The organism is Acinetobacter sp. GW821-FHT01E09 (assembly GCF_059422385.1).
The window spans coordinates 4,222,754-4,242,338 of record NZ_JBWKWU010000001.1 but is presented as its reverse complement, the minus strand read 5'-3'; the positions used below and the strand labels follow the sequence as shown (position 1 = coordinate 4,242,338).

14 protein-coding genes are annotated in these 19,585 nt (G+C 40.2%); 10 read left to right on the top strand and 4 right to left on the bottom strand.

The features are described 5' to 3' along the window. Positions 1-47 precede the first annotated feature (47 nt). Positions 48-755 (bottom strand): DUF8198 family protein, encoded by a 708-nt coding sequence (locus tag AC07U8_RS19410; protein ID WP_004725477.1) that lies wholly within the window; start codon positions 753-755, stop codon positions 48-50. Positions 756-954: 199 nt separating this feature from the next. Here AC07U8_RS19410 and pap point away from each other — a divergent pair, with 199 nt between their 5' ends. After that, positions 955-2,373: a polyphosphate:AMP phosphotransferase gene (gene pap / locus AC07U8_RS19405; protein WP_494738444.1), complete on the top strand. Its 1,419-nt coding sequence runs from the start codon at positions 955-957 to the stop codon at positions 2,371-2,373. Positions 2,374-2,489: 116 nt separating this feature from the next. Here the strand turns inward: pap and AC07U8_RS19400 are convergent, their stop codons facing one another. Together AC07U8_RS19400 and AC07U8_RS19395 are read right to left on the bottom strand one after the other, a co-directional pair. Beyond that, positions 2,490-2,924 (bottom strand): MarR family winged helix-turn-helix transcriptional regulator, encoded by a 435-nt coding sequence (locus tag AC07U8_RS19400; RefSeq protein WP_004725483.1) that lies wholly within the window; start codon positions 2,922-2,924, stop codon positions 2,490-2,492. 183 nt (positions 2,925-3,107) lie between these two features. Continuing rightward, positions 3,108-4,145, bottom strand: a complete 1,038-nt coding sequence (locus tag AC07U8_RS19395; RefSeq protein WP_494738443.1) for a 2,5-dihydroxypyridine 5,6-dioxygenase — start codon at positions 4,143-4,145, stop codon at positions 3,108-3,110. A 229-nt stretch (positions 4,146-4,374) separates the two neighbouring features. Here AC07U8_RS19395 and AC07U8_RS19390 point away from each other — a divergent pair, with 229 nt between their 5' ends. From AC07U8_RS19390 to AC07U8_RS19360, 7 genes are all read left to right on the top strand, one after another. Continuing rightward, positions 4,375-5,517: an FAD-dependent monooxygenase gene (locus AC07U8_RS19390; RefSeq protein ID WP_494738442.1), complete on the top strand. Its 1,143-nt coding sequence runs from the start codon at positions 4,375-4,377 to the stop codon at positions 5,515-5,517. After that, positions 5,514-6,320: an alpha/beta fold hydrolase gene (locus AC07U8_RS19385; protein ID WP_494738441.1), complete on the top strand. Its 807-nt coding sequence runs from the start codon at positions 5,514-5,516 to the stop codon at positions 6,318-6,320. The genes AC07U8_RS19390 and AC07U8_RS19385 overlap by 4 nt, the downstream gene beginning before the upstream one ends. A 12-nt stretch (positions 6,321-6,332) precedes the next feature. Next, positions 6,333-7,088: a maleate cis-trans isomerase family protein gene (locus AC07U8_RS19380; RefSeq protein WP_494738440.1), complete on the top strand. Its 756-nt coding sequence runs from the start codon at positions 6,333-6,335 to the stop codon at positions 7,086-7,088. A 10-nt stretch (positions 7,089-7,098) separates the two neighbouring features. After that, complete coding sequence (locus AC07U8_RS19375; RefSeq protein ID WP_494738439.1) at positions 7,099-7,737, top strand: isochorismatase family protein; 639 nt, start codon at positions 7,099-7,101, stop codon at positions 7,735-7,737. Positions 7,738-7,922: 185 nt separating this feature from the next. After that, complete coding sequence (locus AC07U8_RS19370; protein WP_151801334.1) at positions 7,923-9,239, top strand: MFS transporter; 1,317 nt, start codon at positions 7,923-7,925, stop codon at positions 9,237-9,239. 56 nt (positions 9,240-9,295) lie between these two features. After that, the gene (locus AC07U8_RS19365) at positions 9,296-10,486 is read left to right on the top strand and encodes a hypothetical protein (protein ID WP_494738438.1); all 1,191 of its coding nucleotides are present in this window, start codon (positions 9,296-9,298) and stop codon (positions 10,484-10,486) included. Between the two features lie 21 nt (positions 10,487-10,507). Continuing rightward, positions 10,508-11,212 carry a nitroreductase gene (locus tag AC07U8_RS19360; protein WP_494738437.1) on the top strand — a complete coding sequence of 235 codons (705 nt, stop codon included), beginning with the start codon at positions 10,508-10,510 and terminating at the stop codon, positions 11,210-11,212. A 64-nt stretch (positions 11,213-11,276) separates the two neighbouring features. Here AC07U8_RS19360 and AC07U8_RS19355 read toward each other — a convergent pair whose 3' ends face one another. Further along, positions 11,277-11,783 carry a hypothetical protein gene (locus AC07U8_RS19355; RefSeq protein WP_004725502.1) on the bottom strand — a complete coding sequence of 169 codons (507 nt, stop codon included), beginning with the start codon at positions 11,781-11,783 and terminating at the stop codon, positions 11,277-11,279. 184 nt (positions 11,784-11,967) lie between these two features. Between AC07U8_RS19355 and AC07U8_RS19350 the strand changes: the two genes are divergently transcribed. Both AC07U8_RS19350 and AC07U8_RS19345 read left to right on the top strand, forming a co-directional pair. Beyond that, a complete protein-coding gene (locus AC07U8_RS19350; RefSeq protein ID WP_494738436.1) occupies positions 11,968-15,747 on the top strand; it encodes an exodeoxyribonuclease V subunit gamma in 3,780 nt (1,259 codons plus the stop codon). Between the two features lie 2 nt (positions 15,748-15,749). Then, positions 15,750-19,538, top strand: a complete 3,789-nt coding sequence (locus tag AC07U8_RS19345) for a UvrD-helicase domain-containing protein (RefSeq protein ID WP_494738435.1) — start codon at positions 15,750-15,752, stop codon at positions 19,536-19,538. The last annotated feature ends 47 nt before the right edge of the window (positions 19,539-19,585 follow it).

Sequence of the window (19,585 nt, the reverse complement as noted above, 5' to 3'; positions counted from 1 at the left end):
TACAAAAACCGATCTTAGAGATCGGTTTGATACAGCCAAAAATTAAATTAATCCTGAAATGGATTGGGATCTCCTGCATGCACTTTTTCGACAATATCACGTTCTTTTAGGGTAAATGCATGGATAAAATCAGCTGCGGATTTCATCGGTTTCATCGCAATAAAACCTTCGCCAATAAAGTCATACATCAATTCAAATTTATATTTGATTGCCGTGCCTTTACACATTTTAAATGCAGTATGCATAATGAATGAACGCATGTATTTGTCTAGTGCACCACCTAAATCATCCAATAAACCCAGCTGTTGTTGGCGGGCTTCTGCTTGATCTAGTTTCAGCAAGGTCAGTCGCATCATTTCATCATCAATCACTTGGTCAACAGGGTAATCCTTAAGTAATTGTGCCGCGACCTGCTCATCAAGTTGCATGGCAAGTACCGCCAATCCAACGGATTTTAAACCAGTCTTAATGGCATTTTCAGGGAGAATTTTTTCTGCTTTATGTGCATATTTTAGTAAGCGTTCAATCTGTATTGCCAAATCATCAAATTCAGGCCCACCATATAAGCGGTTGATAAAATATTTTGCCATCAATTGATTTTCTTTTTGATTAAACAGCGCATGATGAGTCTTTTCAATACGCATTTTTAACCAGTCCTGCGCTTCATGCAGGCGTTTTTCTAGAATTGGGTCAGTGTGATAACTCAATTGTTGATATTGTTCTAAAAGCTGATCAAGTGCAGCAAGTTTTGACATACAAAAACTCTAGATTTCGTTTAGCAACAGCATAAAGGCAGTTGGCACGTATCACTATGACAAAAGTTAAAAAACAATAGAGAAATATGGTCAGTGGATTTTTAAATAAACAATATCAAAGATTTTATACAGAAAATAATATAACTCTGTTTTAGGGAATGGGTATACTCAATTGAAGTTTCAGACCATAGAGAAGCAGATGATTGAAGAACAATTAGCGTTTGCGTTGCGTGATGAAGAAGAGTTATCCGTTGATCTGATTGAGGCACAATATGCCTTAAAGAATTCTAAAGATAAAAATAATGCCAAAAGCTTGGTCATTTTAGTCAGTGGTATTGAGCTTGCGGGGAAAGGGGAAGCGGTTAAACAATTACGTGAATGGGTTGATCCTCGCTACTTACGAGTTAAAGCAGATCCAGCCAGTTTATTTAGCAGTAAACAAAGTTTTTGGCAGCCTTATGCACGGCATATCCCATCAGAAGGTCAAATTCAGCTGTTCTTTGGCAATTGGTACAGTGACTTATTGTCAACAGCGATGCATGTTTCTAAACCCTTAGATGAAACCTTGTTCGATACCTATATTGAAAATATGCGTGCTTATGAACAAGACCTAAAAAATAATCATGTCGATGTGATTAAAATCTGGTTTGATCTACCGTGGAAAAGCTTACAAAAACGTTTAGATTCAATGGATGCGTCAGAACAGCATTGGCATAAGCTAATGGGTTTGGATTGGCGCAATAAAAAACAATACGACATCGTACAAAATTTACGGCAACGTTTTACTGATGATTGGTATGTGATTGACTGCGAAGATTGTGTTGCCCGAGATCAACAGTTTGCCCAATATATTTTGCAAGCGTTAAAGCAGTTGCCTCGACACAAAACAGCGGTGAGAACCAAGTGGAAACAGGCAACTGTGCCTGAGTCTTTATTGCAACCTTCTACAGAAGAATTGGATAAAGACCAATACAAAGCCGAATTAAAGAAATTAACCAAAAAAGTATCAGAAGCGCTACGCAATGATTCACGCAATGTCATCATAACCTTTGAAGGCATGGATGCCGCAGGTAAAGGTGGGGCAATCAAGCGGATTGTGAAAAATCTTGATCCGCGTGAATACGAGATTTATACCATTGCCGCACCAGAACAATATGAATTGCGCCGACCCTATTTATGGCGTTTTTGGACCAAGATTCAACCCGAGGAAAAGATCAGCATTTTTGATCGTACTTGGTATGGCCGAGTATTGGTTGAACGTATTGAAGGCTTTGCCAAGCCTGCGGAATGGCAACGTGCCTATGATGAAATTAATCGCTTTGAAAAAGATTTAACGGATAATCAAACCGTGTTGGTTAAATTCTGGTTGGCAATCAGCAAAGATGAACAAGAAGCACGTTTTAAAGCACGTGAACAAACACCGCATAAACGCTTTAAAATTACCCCTGATGACTGGCGAAATCGTGGACATTGGGACGATTATTTAAATGCTGCTGCGGATATGTTTGAACGAACCGATACTGAGTATGCGCCGTGGCATGTGGTTGCGACCAATGATAAGTACACGGCACGTATTCAAATCCTTAAAACGATTTTAAAGCAGCTAAAAGCGGATTGATTGTTTGCTAGCAACAGCTAAGTTGAGGTTATAAATAGTATCGCACTAAAGAATAGATGCTCTTATTCTACGCTTTAGTGTGATACCAATCACAATGATCAATGGGACAAAAGATCCTAATCTAATGGATGCCCCAGAATTTTTTTAAGTAAAAATTTTAAAGCAATTTTTTCGGCGGGATTTAATGCGGCGAGGGTTAAGTCACTAATACTTGCAGCAATCGGAATCGCTTGTGAAAGCTCTTGAATACCCGATGGTGTAATATGAATCAACACCTTGCGTTTGTCATGTTGATCAGGATCTTGTGAAATAAAAAGCTTGTCTTTTAATCGCTGGATAATGCCACGAATGGTTGCTTGGTCGATACCAGTTTCCTCAACCAGTTCTTTTTGCGAACATTCTTTTAATTTATTGATGGCATAAAGTACAGCGAACTGAACCGAGGTGAGGCGAGTTTCATCCAAACTTTGTTGAAAAATCGTTAAATGATGAAAGTAAGTCCGTCTAAGTAAATATCCCACTTGTTCTTCAATTACATATTCATCATTCATGTTTGACTTCTTTATCATGTGAGGAAAATTAGACCCGAAGATTTAAAATATTGAAGCTTTTTTTAAACTTTAACAGGGCCAGTATAAAAGGATTGCATAAAAATAACGACCATAATGCTACTTGGTCGTTATGCTTTGGTTGGATGTATTAAACATTTGATTTTAATAGTTAGTTTCTTCGCGTTAGCTGAGCGCTATAGGAACGCCTTGATCAACAACCACTAAGTCATCGAGTTTCACTGTGCAATTTCGAAGTGGAATATCCATATGACATGGTGTCTTACGGCTACCACCTACTTCTGTGTTGGGTCCCGTTGAAAATAAAAAGTTACCATTAAAAGCACGTGCATCCATACACATTCCATCATTTTTATCATGCAAACCCATCGCTGTCCATTGTGCTCGAGGTTGTAAGCCCCAACCAATGTGTGAAATTCCATACACCTCTGGATCATTAAAATATTTCATATAATCACGGAGATATTCTGCTTCAAATCCACCATGAATTTGAGTAATTACCCCCTTTTCGATTTCTAAAGTGACTCTTTCACGGGCATAGGTTTTAAAGGGTAATAAAATATCACCAATATCTAAAACCAAGATGCCTTCTGCCATATTTTCATTGGGCCAAGTGAATAAGAAACCACTCGGCCAGTGATCCCAGCGCCCAACTTCGTCAGCAAAGCCATATTCAGTTACAGCAGGGTATTGCCCAAGCGGAGCATAAAAATCTGTGCCTGCCTTTGAGGTTACATGCATACTTTTCGCTTTCTTTAAGTATTTTTCAGCAGTTTGAACCCGATGTTTGTCTTCTTGTGTGGGCAGCATACGAGCGAGAATTTCTGGGGGTTCCACGGCCAGTAAAATTCGTGTTCCTGTTTTTAAAATCTGTTCTTGTTCTGGTGAGTGCAGCAACATCATGGTGTCAATGATGAGGTCGACAGATTCAAGTGCTTGTTGTGCAGCAAAATTACCCGTTAATGCAGTATCACCACAATAAGCGGTCATATCGTTCCCCATGGCTTGGGGATGATTAAATGAAGGTAATTCTAAAATAAATACTTTGGCTTTTAACCGACATGCTGCATCAAGTGCGGCTTGAACGGTTTGTTGATGTGAATAATGACTTTTTAAAATCGCCACACTTTGTGTTTCATCGACTTTGGATAAGGTTAAAACATGCTCAAACATTTGGGTCAGTTCAGTGCTATTTACAGGCATGATGGTGCTCCTTTTTCATCGCTGTTTTTTGTATTTTTAAAGAGTATACACTTTGATATGGTAAGTTGTACATTTATTACATCATTGTAATTAAATTAATTATTAATGATAAACAAATATTTAATTGATTTTATGGGTTGAGATTTGTTTGAGAATTTAAAGTGTATAGACTTTAATATTGTCGTGGGGTATATCTATTAAAAGAAAAATTTGTTTGATGGAGTAAACAATGAATAAAGCAAAAAAAATTGCAGTGATTGGTGCAGGTCTTGGTGGCGCTTCAATGGGGCTGCTACTACAGAGAGCGGGTTTTGATGTTGATGTCTATGAACAAGCAGCAGAATTTTCTCGTTTAGGTGCTGGTATTCATATTGGCCCAAACATTATGAAAATCTTTCGAGAAATGGGTTTAGAGCAAGATTTGGAAGACATGGGATGTCATCCAACGCATTGGGTCAGCCGTGATGGAAATACTGCAGACTATATGTCCAATGTTGGTTTGACTGGATATGGGGCAACCTATATCACGATTCATCGTGGTGATATGCATGCCCGACAAATCGAAGCATTGCGGCAAGACAAATTACATTTTGCCAAGCGCTTAAGTGCTGTTACTCAAAAGCTAGAAGGAGTAAGGCTAAGCTTTGAGGATGGCACAGTAAGTGATGTTGATATTGTGATTGGTGCTGATGGGATTAACTCAAAAATTCGAGAAATCATTCTTGGACCAGAAGCCCCTTTATACAGTGGTTGGGTTGCGCACCGTGCCATGATTAAAGGAGAACAATTAGAGAAATTAAAACAGCAATTTGATTTAGATGATTGTGTCAAATGGTGGTATGAGGATCGCCATATGATGGCTTATTACACCACCAAAGAACGTGATGAGTACTACTTTGTTACAGGTGTGCCTCATCCAGCATGGGATTTCCAAGGGCAAAGTTTTGTGCCTTGCTCAAAACAAGAACTATTTGAAACATTTAAAGATTTTCATCCAACCATTCAAGCCATGATTGAAGCCAGTGAAGATATTACCAAGTGGCCATTAAACAATCGTAATCCGTTACCGATATGGAGTAATGGCCGTATGGTGTTGCTTGGTGATGCTTGTCACCCCATGAAACCGCATATGGCACAAGGCGCAGGTATGGCGATTGAAGATGCCGCAATGCTCACGCGCTGTTTGCTGCAAACAGGTTTGGACCACTATCAGGAGGCGTTCAAATTATATGAACAAAACCGTAAACAACGTGCCAGTCGAGTGCAAGAAGTTTCCAATGCCAATACCTTCTTAAAAAGCCAAGAAGATCCAGCTTGGGTGTATGGATATGATGTATATGCACAAGCGTTAAATGAGGAGGAGGCCGTATGAGTCAATTCCTGTATGGGTCAAATGTGGCAGTCAATCAAGTCCGCTTGCATTATCTTCGTTATGGTGGGAGAGGGCATGCTTTGGTGTTGATCCCCGGGATTACCAGTCCTGCCATTACTTGGGGATTTGTAGCGGAAAAATTAGCACAATTTTTTGATGTCTATGTTTTGGATATTCGAGGCCGAGGGCTGTCTTCTTCGGGGGAGCATCTGCAATATGACACCGATACCTGTGCGCAAGATATTCTAGATTTTGTTAAAAAATTGGACTTGGAATCTTATTATTTGGTTGGGCACTCGATGGGCGCGCGTTTTGCGATTCGTTGTGCTGCGTTTGAACCGAAAGGTTTGAAAAAAATAGTCTTGATTGATCCACCTGTCTCAGGTCCAGGACGACGTGTTTATCCGAGCCAATTATCCTGGTATGTCGATTCTATTCAGCAAGCGATTCAGGGGATGAATGCAGAAGACATGAAGCAATATTGCCCATCTTGGACTTTAGCGCAAAGACAATTACGTGCAGAGTGGCTACATAGTTGTTATTTACCAGCCGTTATCAAGTCTTTTCATGATTTTCATCATGTTGATATTCATCAATATATCTCAAAAATCAAAGTACCAACTTTATTAATGGTGGCTGGCAAAGGCGATGTGATCTCGGCAGGCGATATTGCAGAAATCCAATTGCTTAATTCACAGATTTTGGTGAGCCGTGTGGAAAATGCAGGGCATATGATTCCTTGGGATGACTTAAATGGTTTCTTCGCCGGCTTTTCAGATTTTTTAGAACAGAGGCTTATTTAAGGAGAAATGCTCATGCAACGAATTTATAAAATTGGTCAAATCGTACCCAGTTCCAATACCACGATGGAAACTGAAATTCCAGCGATGTTGAAAGCACGTCAGCTGATTCGCCCTGAAACATTTACCTTTCATTCTAGCCGTATGCGGATGAAACATGTCAAGAAAGAAGAGCTTGCGGCAATGGATGCGCAGTCTGATCGTTGTGCTTTAGAACTTTCAGATGCCAAAGTGGATGTGTTGGGATATGCCTGTCTGGTTGCGATTATGTCCATGGGCATCGGTTATCACCGTGAGTCAGAAAAACGTCTCCATCAAGTCACGGTTGATAATGCTGCTGCAGCACCTGTCGTCACCAGTGCGGGGGCTTTGGTTGACTGTTTGAAGCTGATGAAGGCGAAAAAAATTGTTGTTGTTACGCCCTATATGAAACCCTTAACCGAATTGGTGGTGAATTACATTGCTGAAGAGGGTTTTGAAATTCTCGATTATGTGGCCTTAGAAATTGCTGACAACATTGCTGTTGCGCAACATGACCCTGCTGATTTGCCCAACATTGTGCAGAAGCTGAATTACCAAGATGCAGATGTGATTGTGCTTTCAGCATGTGTACAAATGCAGTCACTTTCTGCAGTCGCTAAAGTTGAGGCACTCACGGGTAAGCCCGTGATTTCAGCAGCAATTGCAACAACCTATCAGATGCTTAAAGCAATGGATTTAGAGCCAATTGTACCGGGTGCAGGTGCATTGCTCTCTGGCGCATATGCATAAGGAGTGTGAAATGAATCAACAATCCCTAAATGATAATTACCAAGGCGTGTGGGGAAATCGAATTGGTTTTGGCAAGAAACCCGTGCTGCTGTTGGTCGATTTTATCCAGTCTTATATTACGGCATCTGAGCCTTTATATGCGCCAGATGTGATTACTGCAGTTCAAGAAACCGAAGCGATTTTAGCACTGGCACGTGAACAGAATATTTTAGTGATTCACACCAATATTCTTTATCACGCTAAAAATCAAATTGACGGGGGAATGTGGGTAAAAAAATCACCCGTAATGGCAGCGATGACAGTGGGTAATCCAGCCACTCAATTTTGCCCACAAGTTCAACCGCTCGACACTGAATTGGTGATTACTAAAAATTATGCCAGTGCTTTTTTTGCAACAAGTTTGTCATCGGTTTTAAACGCTGAGGCGATAGATACCGTGATTATTGTGGGTTGTTCGACCAGTGGGTGTGTTCGAGCAACAGCCGTGGATGCTGTGCAACATGGATTTAGAACCATTGTGATCCGTGACTGTGTTGGGGATCGTCATCGTGAACCCCATGAAGCCAATCTGTTTGATATTGATAGTAAGTATGGAGATGTTGTATCAAAACAAGAGGTCTTGAATTATTTCACTCAAAACAAAAATTGATGATTGATACAACTAAAAATTATGGACGTTAGGGTAATAAAAAACCAAGGATAGAATGGTTTTTGGTGATGCATTAAAACAAAAGAGAATGTGCAGATCATCAGTGACATAAAAGCTTTGTTCATTTTGTTCTAAGTATTACAAGAAAAACAACTCACTTGGTTTGTGATCTAAAGGAGTTAGATATGTCTACCAGTGTTGTAAAACCACAAGAAATTTACCCTGAACAAGAAGTTCAGGTTTATAAAAAAGTGATTTGGAAACTGATTCCATTCCTGTGTTTCTGTTATATCGCAGCCTATTTAGACCGAATTAATGTCGGGATTGCCAAATTACACATGTTAAATGATGTGAACTTGAGTGAAGCTGCGTTTGGGTTAGGCGCAGGACTTTTCTTTGTTGGCTATATTATTTTTGAAGTACCCAGTAACTTGGTTCTGGAAAAGGTTGGCGCAAAAATTTGGATTGCGCGGATTATGATTACATGGGGGATTTTGTCTGGTTTAACCATGTTTGTGACCACACCGATGCAGTTTTATGCGCTGCGGTTTCTGCTCGGTGCTGCGGAAGCAGGCTTTTTACCTGGGGTTTTGTATTATTTAACCACATGGTTCCCGTCGTATTATCGCGCTAAGATCATTGCCTTATTTATGATTGGTTTACCCTTGGCGGTGATTATTGGTAGTCCGCTTTCAGGTTGGATCATGACCACCTTTGATCAAGTTTATGGCTGGGCAGGTTGGCAATGGTTGTTCTTTTTAGAGGCACTTCCAAGCGTGATCTTGGGTATTTTGACATTTAAAATGTTACCGAATCACTTTTCCAAAGCCAAATGGCTCAATGATGCTGAAAAATCAATCATTGAAAAAAACCTCAATAAAGATTTAGAAGGCAATGACTCTGCAAAACAAAAGCATAGTTTTAAAGATGGATTTTTCAATACCAATATCCTGAAACTCGGTGCAATTAATTTTTCGATGTTGCTGTGTACCTATTCTATGGGCTTTTGGTTGCCGACATTTATTAAAACCACAGGCGTTGCCAACTTATTAAATATCGGATTACTGGTTGCCATTCCAAGTATTGTTGGTTTGATTGCAATGTTGGTCATTGGGCGGAGCTCAGATAAATACAGAGAGCGTCGTTGGCATATGGTCGTACCATTTATTTTTGGTGCAGTCGCACTGTTTTTAACCACAATGTTTAGTAGCAATATTGTGATGACTTTGATTTTGTTCTCGATTGCCGCGATTGCGACCACAGGCACCATTCCCGTGTTCTTTAGTCTTCCTGCAACTTTTTTATCAGGAACTGCGGCGGCGACAGGGTTTGCACTGGCGTGTTCTATTGCCAACATTGCCGGCTTAGTCAGTAACACTTTGGTGGGTTATGCCATTCAGATTACCGGTAAACCAGAAGGCGCACTCATCGTGTTCTCAGCATGTTTATTGTTGAGTTGCTTCATTGTGCTGTCTTTGCCTAAAACTTTAGTAAACAAATAAATTAAAAAAATTGAATGGCAATGCGTTCGGGAGAACAAATTGCTGAGGAGGTTCTCATGTTAAAAATTAAATATTTAGGATTAATTGTATCGAGTTTGATCTCATTTCAAGCCTATGCCAATGCACAACCTTCACCGTTCCAATGGGAAACTGAAGATGGTTTAAAACAATTGAAATTAGGCGGTTTTGTCCGAACCAATTATCGCGATGAGCGATGGGAAAGCCCCAATAATGGCAAGTTTTTGTTTGATAATGCCCGTTTAAATATTAAGGGCAAATATGATCAATTTTATTTGGATGTAAGTTATGCCTTCCAAAGTGATCATAAACGTTCTGTTGAACATGGTTTTGTCGGCTATAAGCCTGATGACAATAATGATTTTCAGGCCGGAATTATTTATAAGCCTTTTGGGATTTATCCATTCCCAGAGCATGCCTGGACTTTCCCGATCCCATTTTTCTTGGGATTTGCCGACAGTGTAGCGCCGGGATTGAGTTGGAAAAACACCTCGCCAACACATGATTTTACCGTGGCGTATATGCCAATCATGAGTCCAGGCAATATTCGTTATTCGCCTGAGTCAGGTTCGGCGGATAAATTGGATAATGTGCTACCTCACCAACAGCAATATCTCAATGAAAAAAGAAATCAGCTCAATCTGCGTTATGCCCATAAAATGGATTTGGAATTTGGTAAACAGGAGTTTGGTGTCAGTGGGGCATATTCACAATTGCGTAATAAAGCGACGGATAAAAATGGCGATTATTATGCATTTGGAGTGCATGGCTTAAACAATTACGAAAAATGGAATGTGCAAACTTCAGCGATTCGCTATAAATATGATGCAAAAAACACGGAGGGTGTAAATAATGATCAAATTTTAATGCAAGCGAATGGTATAACACCTGCTTATTTTGTCGCAGCTGAAGGGACGATTGGTTCGTTTAATATCGGTTATACCCAACCTGTGCAAACCAAGTATTTTCCTAATTTAAAAACTGTAAAATTCTATAATGATTATAGTGTGTTATGGAAAGACAAAGCCGGCTGGGATCGCTCGCAAATGGACACCTTTGGAGTGCAGTTTAATGCAATGCCTTTCTTAATTTGGGTAGATGGAAGTGTCGGGAAGAATGTCAATGTGTTGGGTGGGGCTAAAAACGCAACTGGCTATACCTCGACGAATTCGGACTATAGTAATGACTGGAAATTTAGGTGGAATATTAACGTCGGATATAACTTTTAGTCTTGATCTATGAGGGAATAAATGGAATTGACAGTCAATAATCTGGTCGAAGCAGTGATTTTAAATCGACATTCTGTACGTGCATATACAGATCAGGCTGTAGATCCTGAGATCATTCAGGATCTGCTGCGAAAAGCCAGTTATGCACCCTCTGGAACCAATACGCAACCGTGGAAAGTCTATGTGGTTCAGGGCAATAGCAAATTGAGGATTAGCCAGCAAGTGATTGCAGCGGCGGATTCCATTTATTCTGGTCAATGTTCAAGAAGCGAATTTAGCGCCCCTTATCTTTATTATCCTGAGCAATGGTTTGAACCGTATATGAGCCGTAGACGGGAGAATGGTTGGGGGATGTATGCTGTACTGGGTATTAGCAAACAACAACGAGAGGAAATGCACCAACAACAGCTTCGAAATTTTAAGTTTTTTGATGCGCCTGTTGGTTTATTTTTTACCACACATCGTCAATTAGAAGCGGGCGCAAAAATGGCGATCGCCATGTTGATGCAAAATATTATGTTACTTGCAAAAGCGCAGGGCTTAGACACCTGTCCCCAAGCATCATGGAATGATTATCACAAGATTATCATGCCAATTTTAGGTGCTACAGATGATGAACAATTGGTTTGTGGCATGTCTTTAGGCTATGCCGATGTGAATGAGAAAATTAATTCTTTTCATCCCTCACGACTCAGTCTTGAAGAATTTGCTGTATTTTTACAATGAACAAAGAGATATCATCTGATATCTCTTTGTTTTACTAAGTATAGATCTTAAAGTATGGCAGCGCTTAGCTGACTAACTTTTGCGTTTGTTTATTTTGAATATTTTTGGCTAATTTATAACATTCATCTACATGCGCTTCAGCAACTTTTTTCATCACAATATAGCCTAAACTTGCTGCAATGATTGAGCCACCCAATGGGATAAACTTGGTCACTTGTTTGGTAATGATTTTAGCTGCCATATTATTTAATGATGCCTTTACCGCAGTACGCGCAACCACTAAACCAGAAAACTCAAAACCACGTTTGCGTAATTCATTCCAATGAATTTTCTTGGTTGCAGGATCATAAACACTGATTTGATCTGGTGCTAAACCAAAGCGGGCATTGATTTCAGGAATTAGAAGCGACAGCATCCCGACATCAATCACCACATCTAAAAACGGAACAGGAATTACTGCGACACCAGCAGAGACATAAGAGCGCTTTTTCACTTGCTCCAAGCATTCATCACGAATTTGTTCTAAGTTTAAGCTTGGATCGATTGCGTCTGGAAGTTTATCAATTTTCATAAAACAATTACCTTTGTTTCAAGCTTTTTCTCATATTTTTGAAAATGCATGTTTAAGCTTGAAATTGTGAAGTTATTTCCAAATAATGTTTTAAAAATGCCATAGTATGGTGTTGTTGTATAGTGGCGAATGTTTATGTTTTGTGCATAAACGTAGACAATAGAAGATTGAAAGTTGAGGGATTATGGCCATTCATGTGATTCAAAGCCAACGCATTGATGTCTTGGTGCAAGGGCTTTTGCAAAATACCATTCGGCCATCTAAGAATCCTTTTGCAGTCTTGCAAACACAACATTTTATTGTCCCAAGCCCTGCGGTACAAGAATGGTTGAGCCAACGTATTGCTGAACAACAAGGCATTAGTGCCAACAGCCAATTTCATCAACGTATTCGTGGTTTTCAGTGGTTTGCTTATCAGCAAGTTTTAGACGACAAAGACAAAGTCCGTAAAGCCAATATTCCGCGTTTGATTATGAAGTGGCGAATTTATCAAACGTTGAAAAGTTTTATTGAGCAGGATGAAAATAGCTTAGCCCAAGAGCATCCTTTGCATGGCATTATCCAGCGTATTTATGATGCAGCCTCGCAACTGGAACAAGGTTTAGAGAAGCAACTCAAAAAACAAAGTATGTTGTATTGGGTCTCTGAACAAGTGTCAAAATTGTTCAGTCACTACATGCTGTATCGTGGAGACTGTCAACGCGGTTGCCAACAGAACAATGGACAAGCATGTAGTTGCCCAAGCAATTGGCTAGGGCAGTGGGGACGTGGTCAAGCACTTAACCTCGAACAACAATTCTTTAAAACCAATCAACAAATTTCAGCATTTACTTTAAATCAAGCACAAGAGCTGGAAACTTGGCAACGTTGGTTGTGGCAACATACATTTCATGATGATTTTATTGAAATGCAAAGTATTGATCATGATTTTTGGCAAATCATGGATGATGATCTACAACGCCCTCAAGCCTTAAAGAAATTACCCAGCCAGCTGATTATCTTTACTTTATTGGATTTACCACCAAGTCAATTACAGTTTTTAAGACGACTGGGACAATATTTGGATGTGGTGATTTTACATTACAACCCATCACAAGAATATTGGGCTGACAGTGTCGATCCAAACTGGAAAAAACAATATGATTTGCGGGTAAAGGCGCGTTTTGTCAGTAAGTATCCCAAAGCGACCGATGCAGATATTCAAAAGTTTTTTGATGAATTTACTTTGAATTTTAATGCGGAAATTCGTGAATCACGACATCCATTATTAACCCGTTTTGGTAAACAAGCCCGTGACCACTTTTCGATCTTGTCCAATCTGTCTTCAGGTGAAGAAGGGCAATGGGTGGATGCCTTTGTCGATGAAGAGCCGATTCATTTATTAAGCAAATTACAATCGGATATTTTGTATTTGGTTGAGCCTGAACCGCATGCTTATCCAATTGCCAAAACGGATGATTCGATTCAAATCCATGTGTGTCATTCGTCTTTACGACAGCTTGAAGTATTAAAAGACCAGTTGGTTGCTTGGCTGATGAAAAGCACTGCTGAACAACCACATCGCCCAAGTGATGTTTTGGTGTTAGTGCCAGATTTAAAACAAATTGAACCACTTATTCGCAGTGTATTTCCACATACACCAAACCAAGACAGTATTTATCTGCCAGTGAAGATTGCTGGAGTAACGCAACTGGATGCCAATAATGCTTGGCGTGCTGTTTTAGGCCGTATTCAATTGGTTGAAGGTCGTTTTAGTGTTGAGGATTTCGCAGATTGGTTAAGTTTAAATGCCACGCAATTACGTTATGGTCTAGATATTTCAAACACAGAAAGAATGATTGAGTTATTGATCAATGCTGGGTTTAAACGTGGTCTAGATGCACAACATTTACGACGATCTTTAAGTCAGGATGATGAAGATTTCCGTTTTAGTTTTAAATTTGCCCTTGATCGTTTGGCTTTAGGTATTGCGATTCCAGAGCATACAATTTTTGAAAATACCCTAAGTTATGCCCAAATTTTGCAAAGTGATTTTGAGTTAGTGGCTAAACTGATTCAGATTTATCAAGATTTTGATGTGCGCCGTGACTGGATGATTGCGCATGAGTTGGGGAAAAATACCACGTTAAAATGCAATGTTGAGGCGTGGTTAAAACTGCTGATGCAAGACATTATTGAGTTTGAACAAGCCGGTGTTGAGTCGTTACAAGTCGTACGTGAAATTGTCAAAAAACAAGAGCGTATGCTGACCTTAGCCAGTTTTTATGATGAACATGCGCAACCCATTCTTAAAAATATTTATTTACCTTTACCCTATCTATTGAATGAAATTCAAAATTTATTAGAAGGTCAAATCGATCAGGCTTTACCGACAGGACAGATTACCTTTAGCCAAATTGGCCAGATTCGTCCTTTGCCTTATAAGTTGATCGTCCTGTTAAATTTGGATGGGGGTAAATTTTCAGATCGAAATGTGCATTTACCCTTTGATTTAATGCAAATTCTCAAGCCACAGTTGGGGGATCGTTCCCGCCTAGATGATGATCAAGGCGCTTTCCTTGATGCTTTATTATTGGCGCAGGAAAATCTATGGTTATTCTATAATGGCTTTGATGTGAGTGATGGTGAAGTTCGTGAGCCATCCAGCGTGTTACAGGAATTGATCAACCATATTGCCCTGATTGCCCAATCTGAAACGGCATTATCTACGGACAATAAGGATATCAGTCCTGTTGATCAGATGATTGAGCTGAAGGGGATTCAAGTTCCTGAACATTTGCAGTGTTTATATCATATTCACAGCTTACAACCTTTTGATCCACATGGTTTTGAGTCAACCACACCGCTTCGTTTTCAAGATCAATGGTTCAATGTTGCACAACACATCCGTCAAGCGGAAATGCTTGCTAAACGTGAGGCTTGGGCAAATACACAATATCCTGTTGTTCAAGAAGAGCTCACTGTTTTGGATGCGCGACAGTGGATTCAAGATGTCACTTTCCCAGCACAGTTATATTTAAAAACTTTAGGCGTAGAGAATCTGCGCTCAGAAGATATTCCCGCAATGAACGAACCCTTAATTCTGGATGGTTTGGCACGTTATCAGATTCGAGATTTCTTGCAGAAACAATCGGCTCATTCTGCTGAAGACTCTTGGTCTCAAGAGATTGGATTACTGCAAAATCAATTACCGATTGGCAAGGTCCAGCACAGCGCATGGCAAATCAGTTTGGCGGAGCAAGACAGTTTAAAAGAGCGGTTACAGCGTTATGCTGCTGATGTGACGGTGACAACGCAACGCCAATGGCGAATTGACGCTGGTTTGGTTATGAATATCACAGTACCTCAGCAAGCAGGGCAGCATTGGGTGAGTTTGGATGCGTCAAGCGGTCGTGCTAAACGTCGTGCCAAAGTTTGGTTAGAATATTTACTTTGGTTAAGCTATTTAAATGTCGATGCTGAAAAGTCTAAAACGCTACAACGTATTGCGGTATTTAGTGATGTCACGATCATCAGTACTGGGTTATGTTCAGAACAGGCGAAAGCATATTTATTACCGTGGTTTAAAGCATTTGCCTATGCCCAATCGGAACCTCTGGTTCTGCCTGCGGCTTTGTTATTAAAACCCGCTGAAAATAATAAGCAGTTGCAATGGTCACTCGGGACGGTTGAAGCTGGCTTAGCTGCACATCGTTTAAATGAACATGGTTTAAATGCGGATACACAACATCATGTGGAAAGCATGTTGATCGATAACTTTGCAGATCTTTTAAATGAATGGAATAAAAGCGATGCGTTTCTACCTTATGATTTGACTGAAATGGAATGGAGTAAAAAGCATCGGGATTGGCAATTTATTTTGCAAGAACAAGATGCAACCGCATTGTTAAAACATGCCTGTGATCATTTTGGCTATGCGTTGTATCAGCCGATTTATCAGCATCAATTTGTTGCGGAGGAATAAACATGACTTCCGTAAATTCACAGTTACCAGCAGCACAAAACGGCACAGCCAAAAAAGTTTCGATTCAGCCGATTGAAGATATGCAATTTTCAGGATTGCACTGGATCGAAGCTTCAGCAGGTACAGGTAAAACCTATACGCTCTCAAGCTTGATGGTGCGGATTTTTTTAGAAAAATACTTACCGAGCCAAGTCATTGCGACCACATTTACCCGTAAAGCTGCGGCAGAATTGAAAACACGTATTCGCTTACGATTACAGGAAACATATCGCTATTTTGATTCGTGTCGAGAATTAACCGAAGCGCAAGTCTTGACCAAGGCAGCCCAAGAGTCAGATCCATTATTTTCTAAAGTATTAAAAATGTTTGCCTCGCGGATTGCGTATGCCTGTGAACGCTTGAAATTGGTGATTGATCAACTGGATGAACTTTTTGTCGGGACTTTAGACAGTTTTAGTCAGAAATTACTGCGTGAGTTTGCTTTTGAAAGTGGCAAAATTGAGCGGGCTGAAATTACTGATGATGCGAAAAGTTATAGCCAGCAATTGATTCATGATGTACTTCGTGCATGGATTCAAAAACAGCCCCAAGATATTGTGGATAGCTTGATGTTTGCGGGCGAGTTACATGGTGTCGATTATTATGTTGCAACGGTGGAACAAAGCTTAAATTTTGCCTCGGCAAATTTTATTGAGCCTAAATTTTCCAATGCAGATGTTCAGCTATTTCAACAGGCGATTGAACAGCTTGCCAAGATTCAACTGGATCAATTGCTGACTTTGCAAAGTTATTATTTATTGGATGGCGAGTTTTATAAATTTGCGAATGGGACAAAATTTAGAAATGATCGATTGAATCGTATTTTTACCAAGAGCTTGCCGCGAATTATTCAAACCCTACAACAGCATGACTATAAGCACTATCTAAGTTCAAAGCTGAGTGCTGAAAAGTCCGACTTTGCAACCTTGATTAAGGTGATTCGGGAGCAGCAAATTTTTAAAAAAGCCGCACCTGAAAATGTACAATCCGATTTTTATCAACACACGCTTATTCAACAATTACTCAGTATTTATGCGCAGATTGAGATATATGAAAATCAACTGCTTGGAACCAATACATTCTTAAAATACTATTTGGCAAAAGAAGTTAAAACACGCTTACCACAAGTGTTACAGCAAAAGGGTGAAACCACCTTTGCGCAACAAATTCGTACCCTTGCAGAGGCTTTGCAAGGCGAACAAGACCAGCGTTTTGCGAGCTTTGTACATGCGCGTTATCCACTGATTCTGGTCGATGAATTTCAGGATACCAACCAAGATCAAGATGATATGTTGGCACAAATTTGGCGGCATCCCAATCGTGTCAAACAGGGTTGTATGATTATGGTCGGAGACCGTAAACAGGCAATTTATGGTTTCCGTGGTGGGGACATGTTGACCTTTTTAAAAGCACATCAGGATGTGTTTGGCAAAGCAGGGCATGAATATAATCTGATTTTTAATCATCGCTCAGTCAAGCCTTTGGTTGAAGTGGTTGATGCCTTATTTCAACGCCAGATGGATTTTGGTGAACAGGTCTGGTATACCCCAGTACAAGCAGGTCCTCGTCCGCATCCCGATCTGCTGGATCAAGGTCATGTCAATCCACAGCCTTTAAGGTGGATCAAGCTTGAAGATAAAAATCAAGAAGCTGAGCAAGTGGCATGGAAAATTCGTGAGCTACTGAATCAGGGGATTCAAGGCAGTTTATATTTTATTGAAAAATCAGTGCATCGTGCAGTAGATGAAAATGATATCGCCATCCTCTCCAAAAACCATGATGGCTTAGATAAAGCACAATCCGCGTTGGAATTTTTAGGGATTCGAACCAGTCGACCCTCGAAAAAAAGTGTTTTTGAAAGTCAGATTGCAGGTGATGTTGGGGCTGTGCTTGCTGCAATTTTGCATCCTTATCAAGAAGCCAAAGTAAAACGGGCTTTGTTAAGCCGCCTGATCGGCTTTGATTTAAAAGCGTTGATTGCCTTGGAACAGCATGCCGATGGTTTGAGTGTCTATATTGAACTGTTCGATCAGATTCGTGAGCTGTGGCTCAATCAAGGGTTTTTAACGGCTTGGCAATATCTGCTTAACCAATTTTCTGTCTGGACAAAATTGGTGGAAAAACACAGTCGTGACAATGAACGTGTGGTGGTGAATTTACGTCATTTAACAGAGTTATTGAGCCAGCACAGTGAAAACTATCAAGGTGCACAAAATCTTTATCATTGGTATTTAAAACAACTGACTTCACCGATGGAGAGAGAGTGGGAGATGGAACGGAAACTGTCCAATGAGGCAGGGGTTCAGTTGATGACCATTCACCAATCCAAAGGGCTTGAATTTAAGTTTGTGTTTTTATTGGGCGCTGATAAAGACTTTAAAGAGATCAATAAAACGCTGAATTTCTCGACGGTTGAACAGCTGAATGTACGAACAGGACAGAATGAACAACAGCGTGTGGTGGCGATCAATGATGCCAATCTACTCGATAAAAAAGACATTGAGCAGCACAATGAGCGCGCTTTAGCAGAACATCACCGGTTGTGGTATGTGGCATTGACCCGTGCCAGTTATCGGGTGTATGCAATGCTGAGTGATGTAAAGGAAAAATCTACAACAGGACTGGCATTTTGGCGTGGTCAAGGCGCAAATACGTTTCAGCATGCTGGAACTGCCATGCAAGCTTTATTGACCGAACGCCCACCACGTTTAGAAAAGGCTAAGAGCGATGTTCAATTGCCTTTACTTGCACAAGCCTTTCCTACTCAACGTTTTTATCCGCGGGGTAAAACCAGTTTTAGTGCTTTGGCTCAGCATTTAACTCGGCAACAAATTCAGGATGCTTTGGCCGTTTCTGAACAAAAACAGGATCGAGCAGAAGATGAAATTCAACAACCCATTGTTGAAATCATTACAGATGTAGTGCCTACTCAACCGCTTGCATGGATCAAAGCCAATTTCCCAATGGGTACAATTGCAGGAAATTTCCTGCATGAAATTTTTGAGCATATTGATTTTAAAGATACGCATTATTGGCGTTTGGAAATACGTCGTCGCTTTAAAAATGATTATTCAAGTTTATGGACGGAGTTACTGGAAAAATATCAGCAGGCTTTTCTCAACGACAATTCGAGTGAGGGCGTTTCTCAAACAGAACAGGCTGTAGAAGAGACGCTGATTGATTGGATGGCTGAGTGGCTACAGGATGTTTTATCGACGCCGATTCTCAGTCATTTTAAAATGGGGCAACTTGAACCACATGAGCATTTAGCTGAGTTTCCATTTTATCTGGCCCTTTCAGATCGAGTTTTGGCAATTCAACGTATACATCAATTGTTTGATGAGCATGCCATTGCAATGCCTGAGTTTAAAGATGCCAATTCAGCACGTTATTTAAATGGGTCAATTGATTTGGTGTTTTTTGATGGTCAGCAATATCATATCGCCGATTATAAAAGTAATTTTTTGGGTGTAGATCAGCAAAGTTATTCATTTGAAGCTGTTCAGGACAGCATGTCGCATGCCAGTTATTGGCTACAGGCATCTTTGTATTTGGTGGCATTACATCGTTATTTGAAAATCCAGCTCGAAGATTATCAAATTGATCGTGATCTGGGAGGTGCAACCTATTTGTATTTACGTGGTATGAATGGTCAAAGCGGACAAGGTTACTACTTCTGGCGACCCACGACGGAATTTATTTTAAGACTTGATGCCATATTGGGCTATTTTACTGAGGATAAATCCAGTTGAATCGTGTGAATAGTTGCTTGAACATCTTTGCAAACAATAAGTTATTC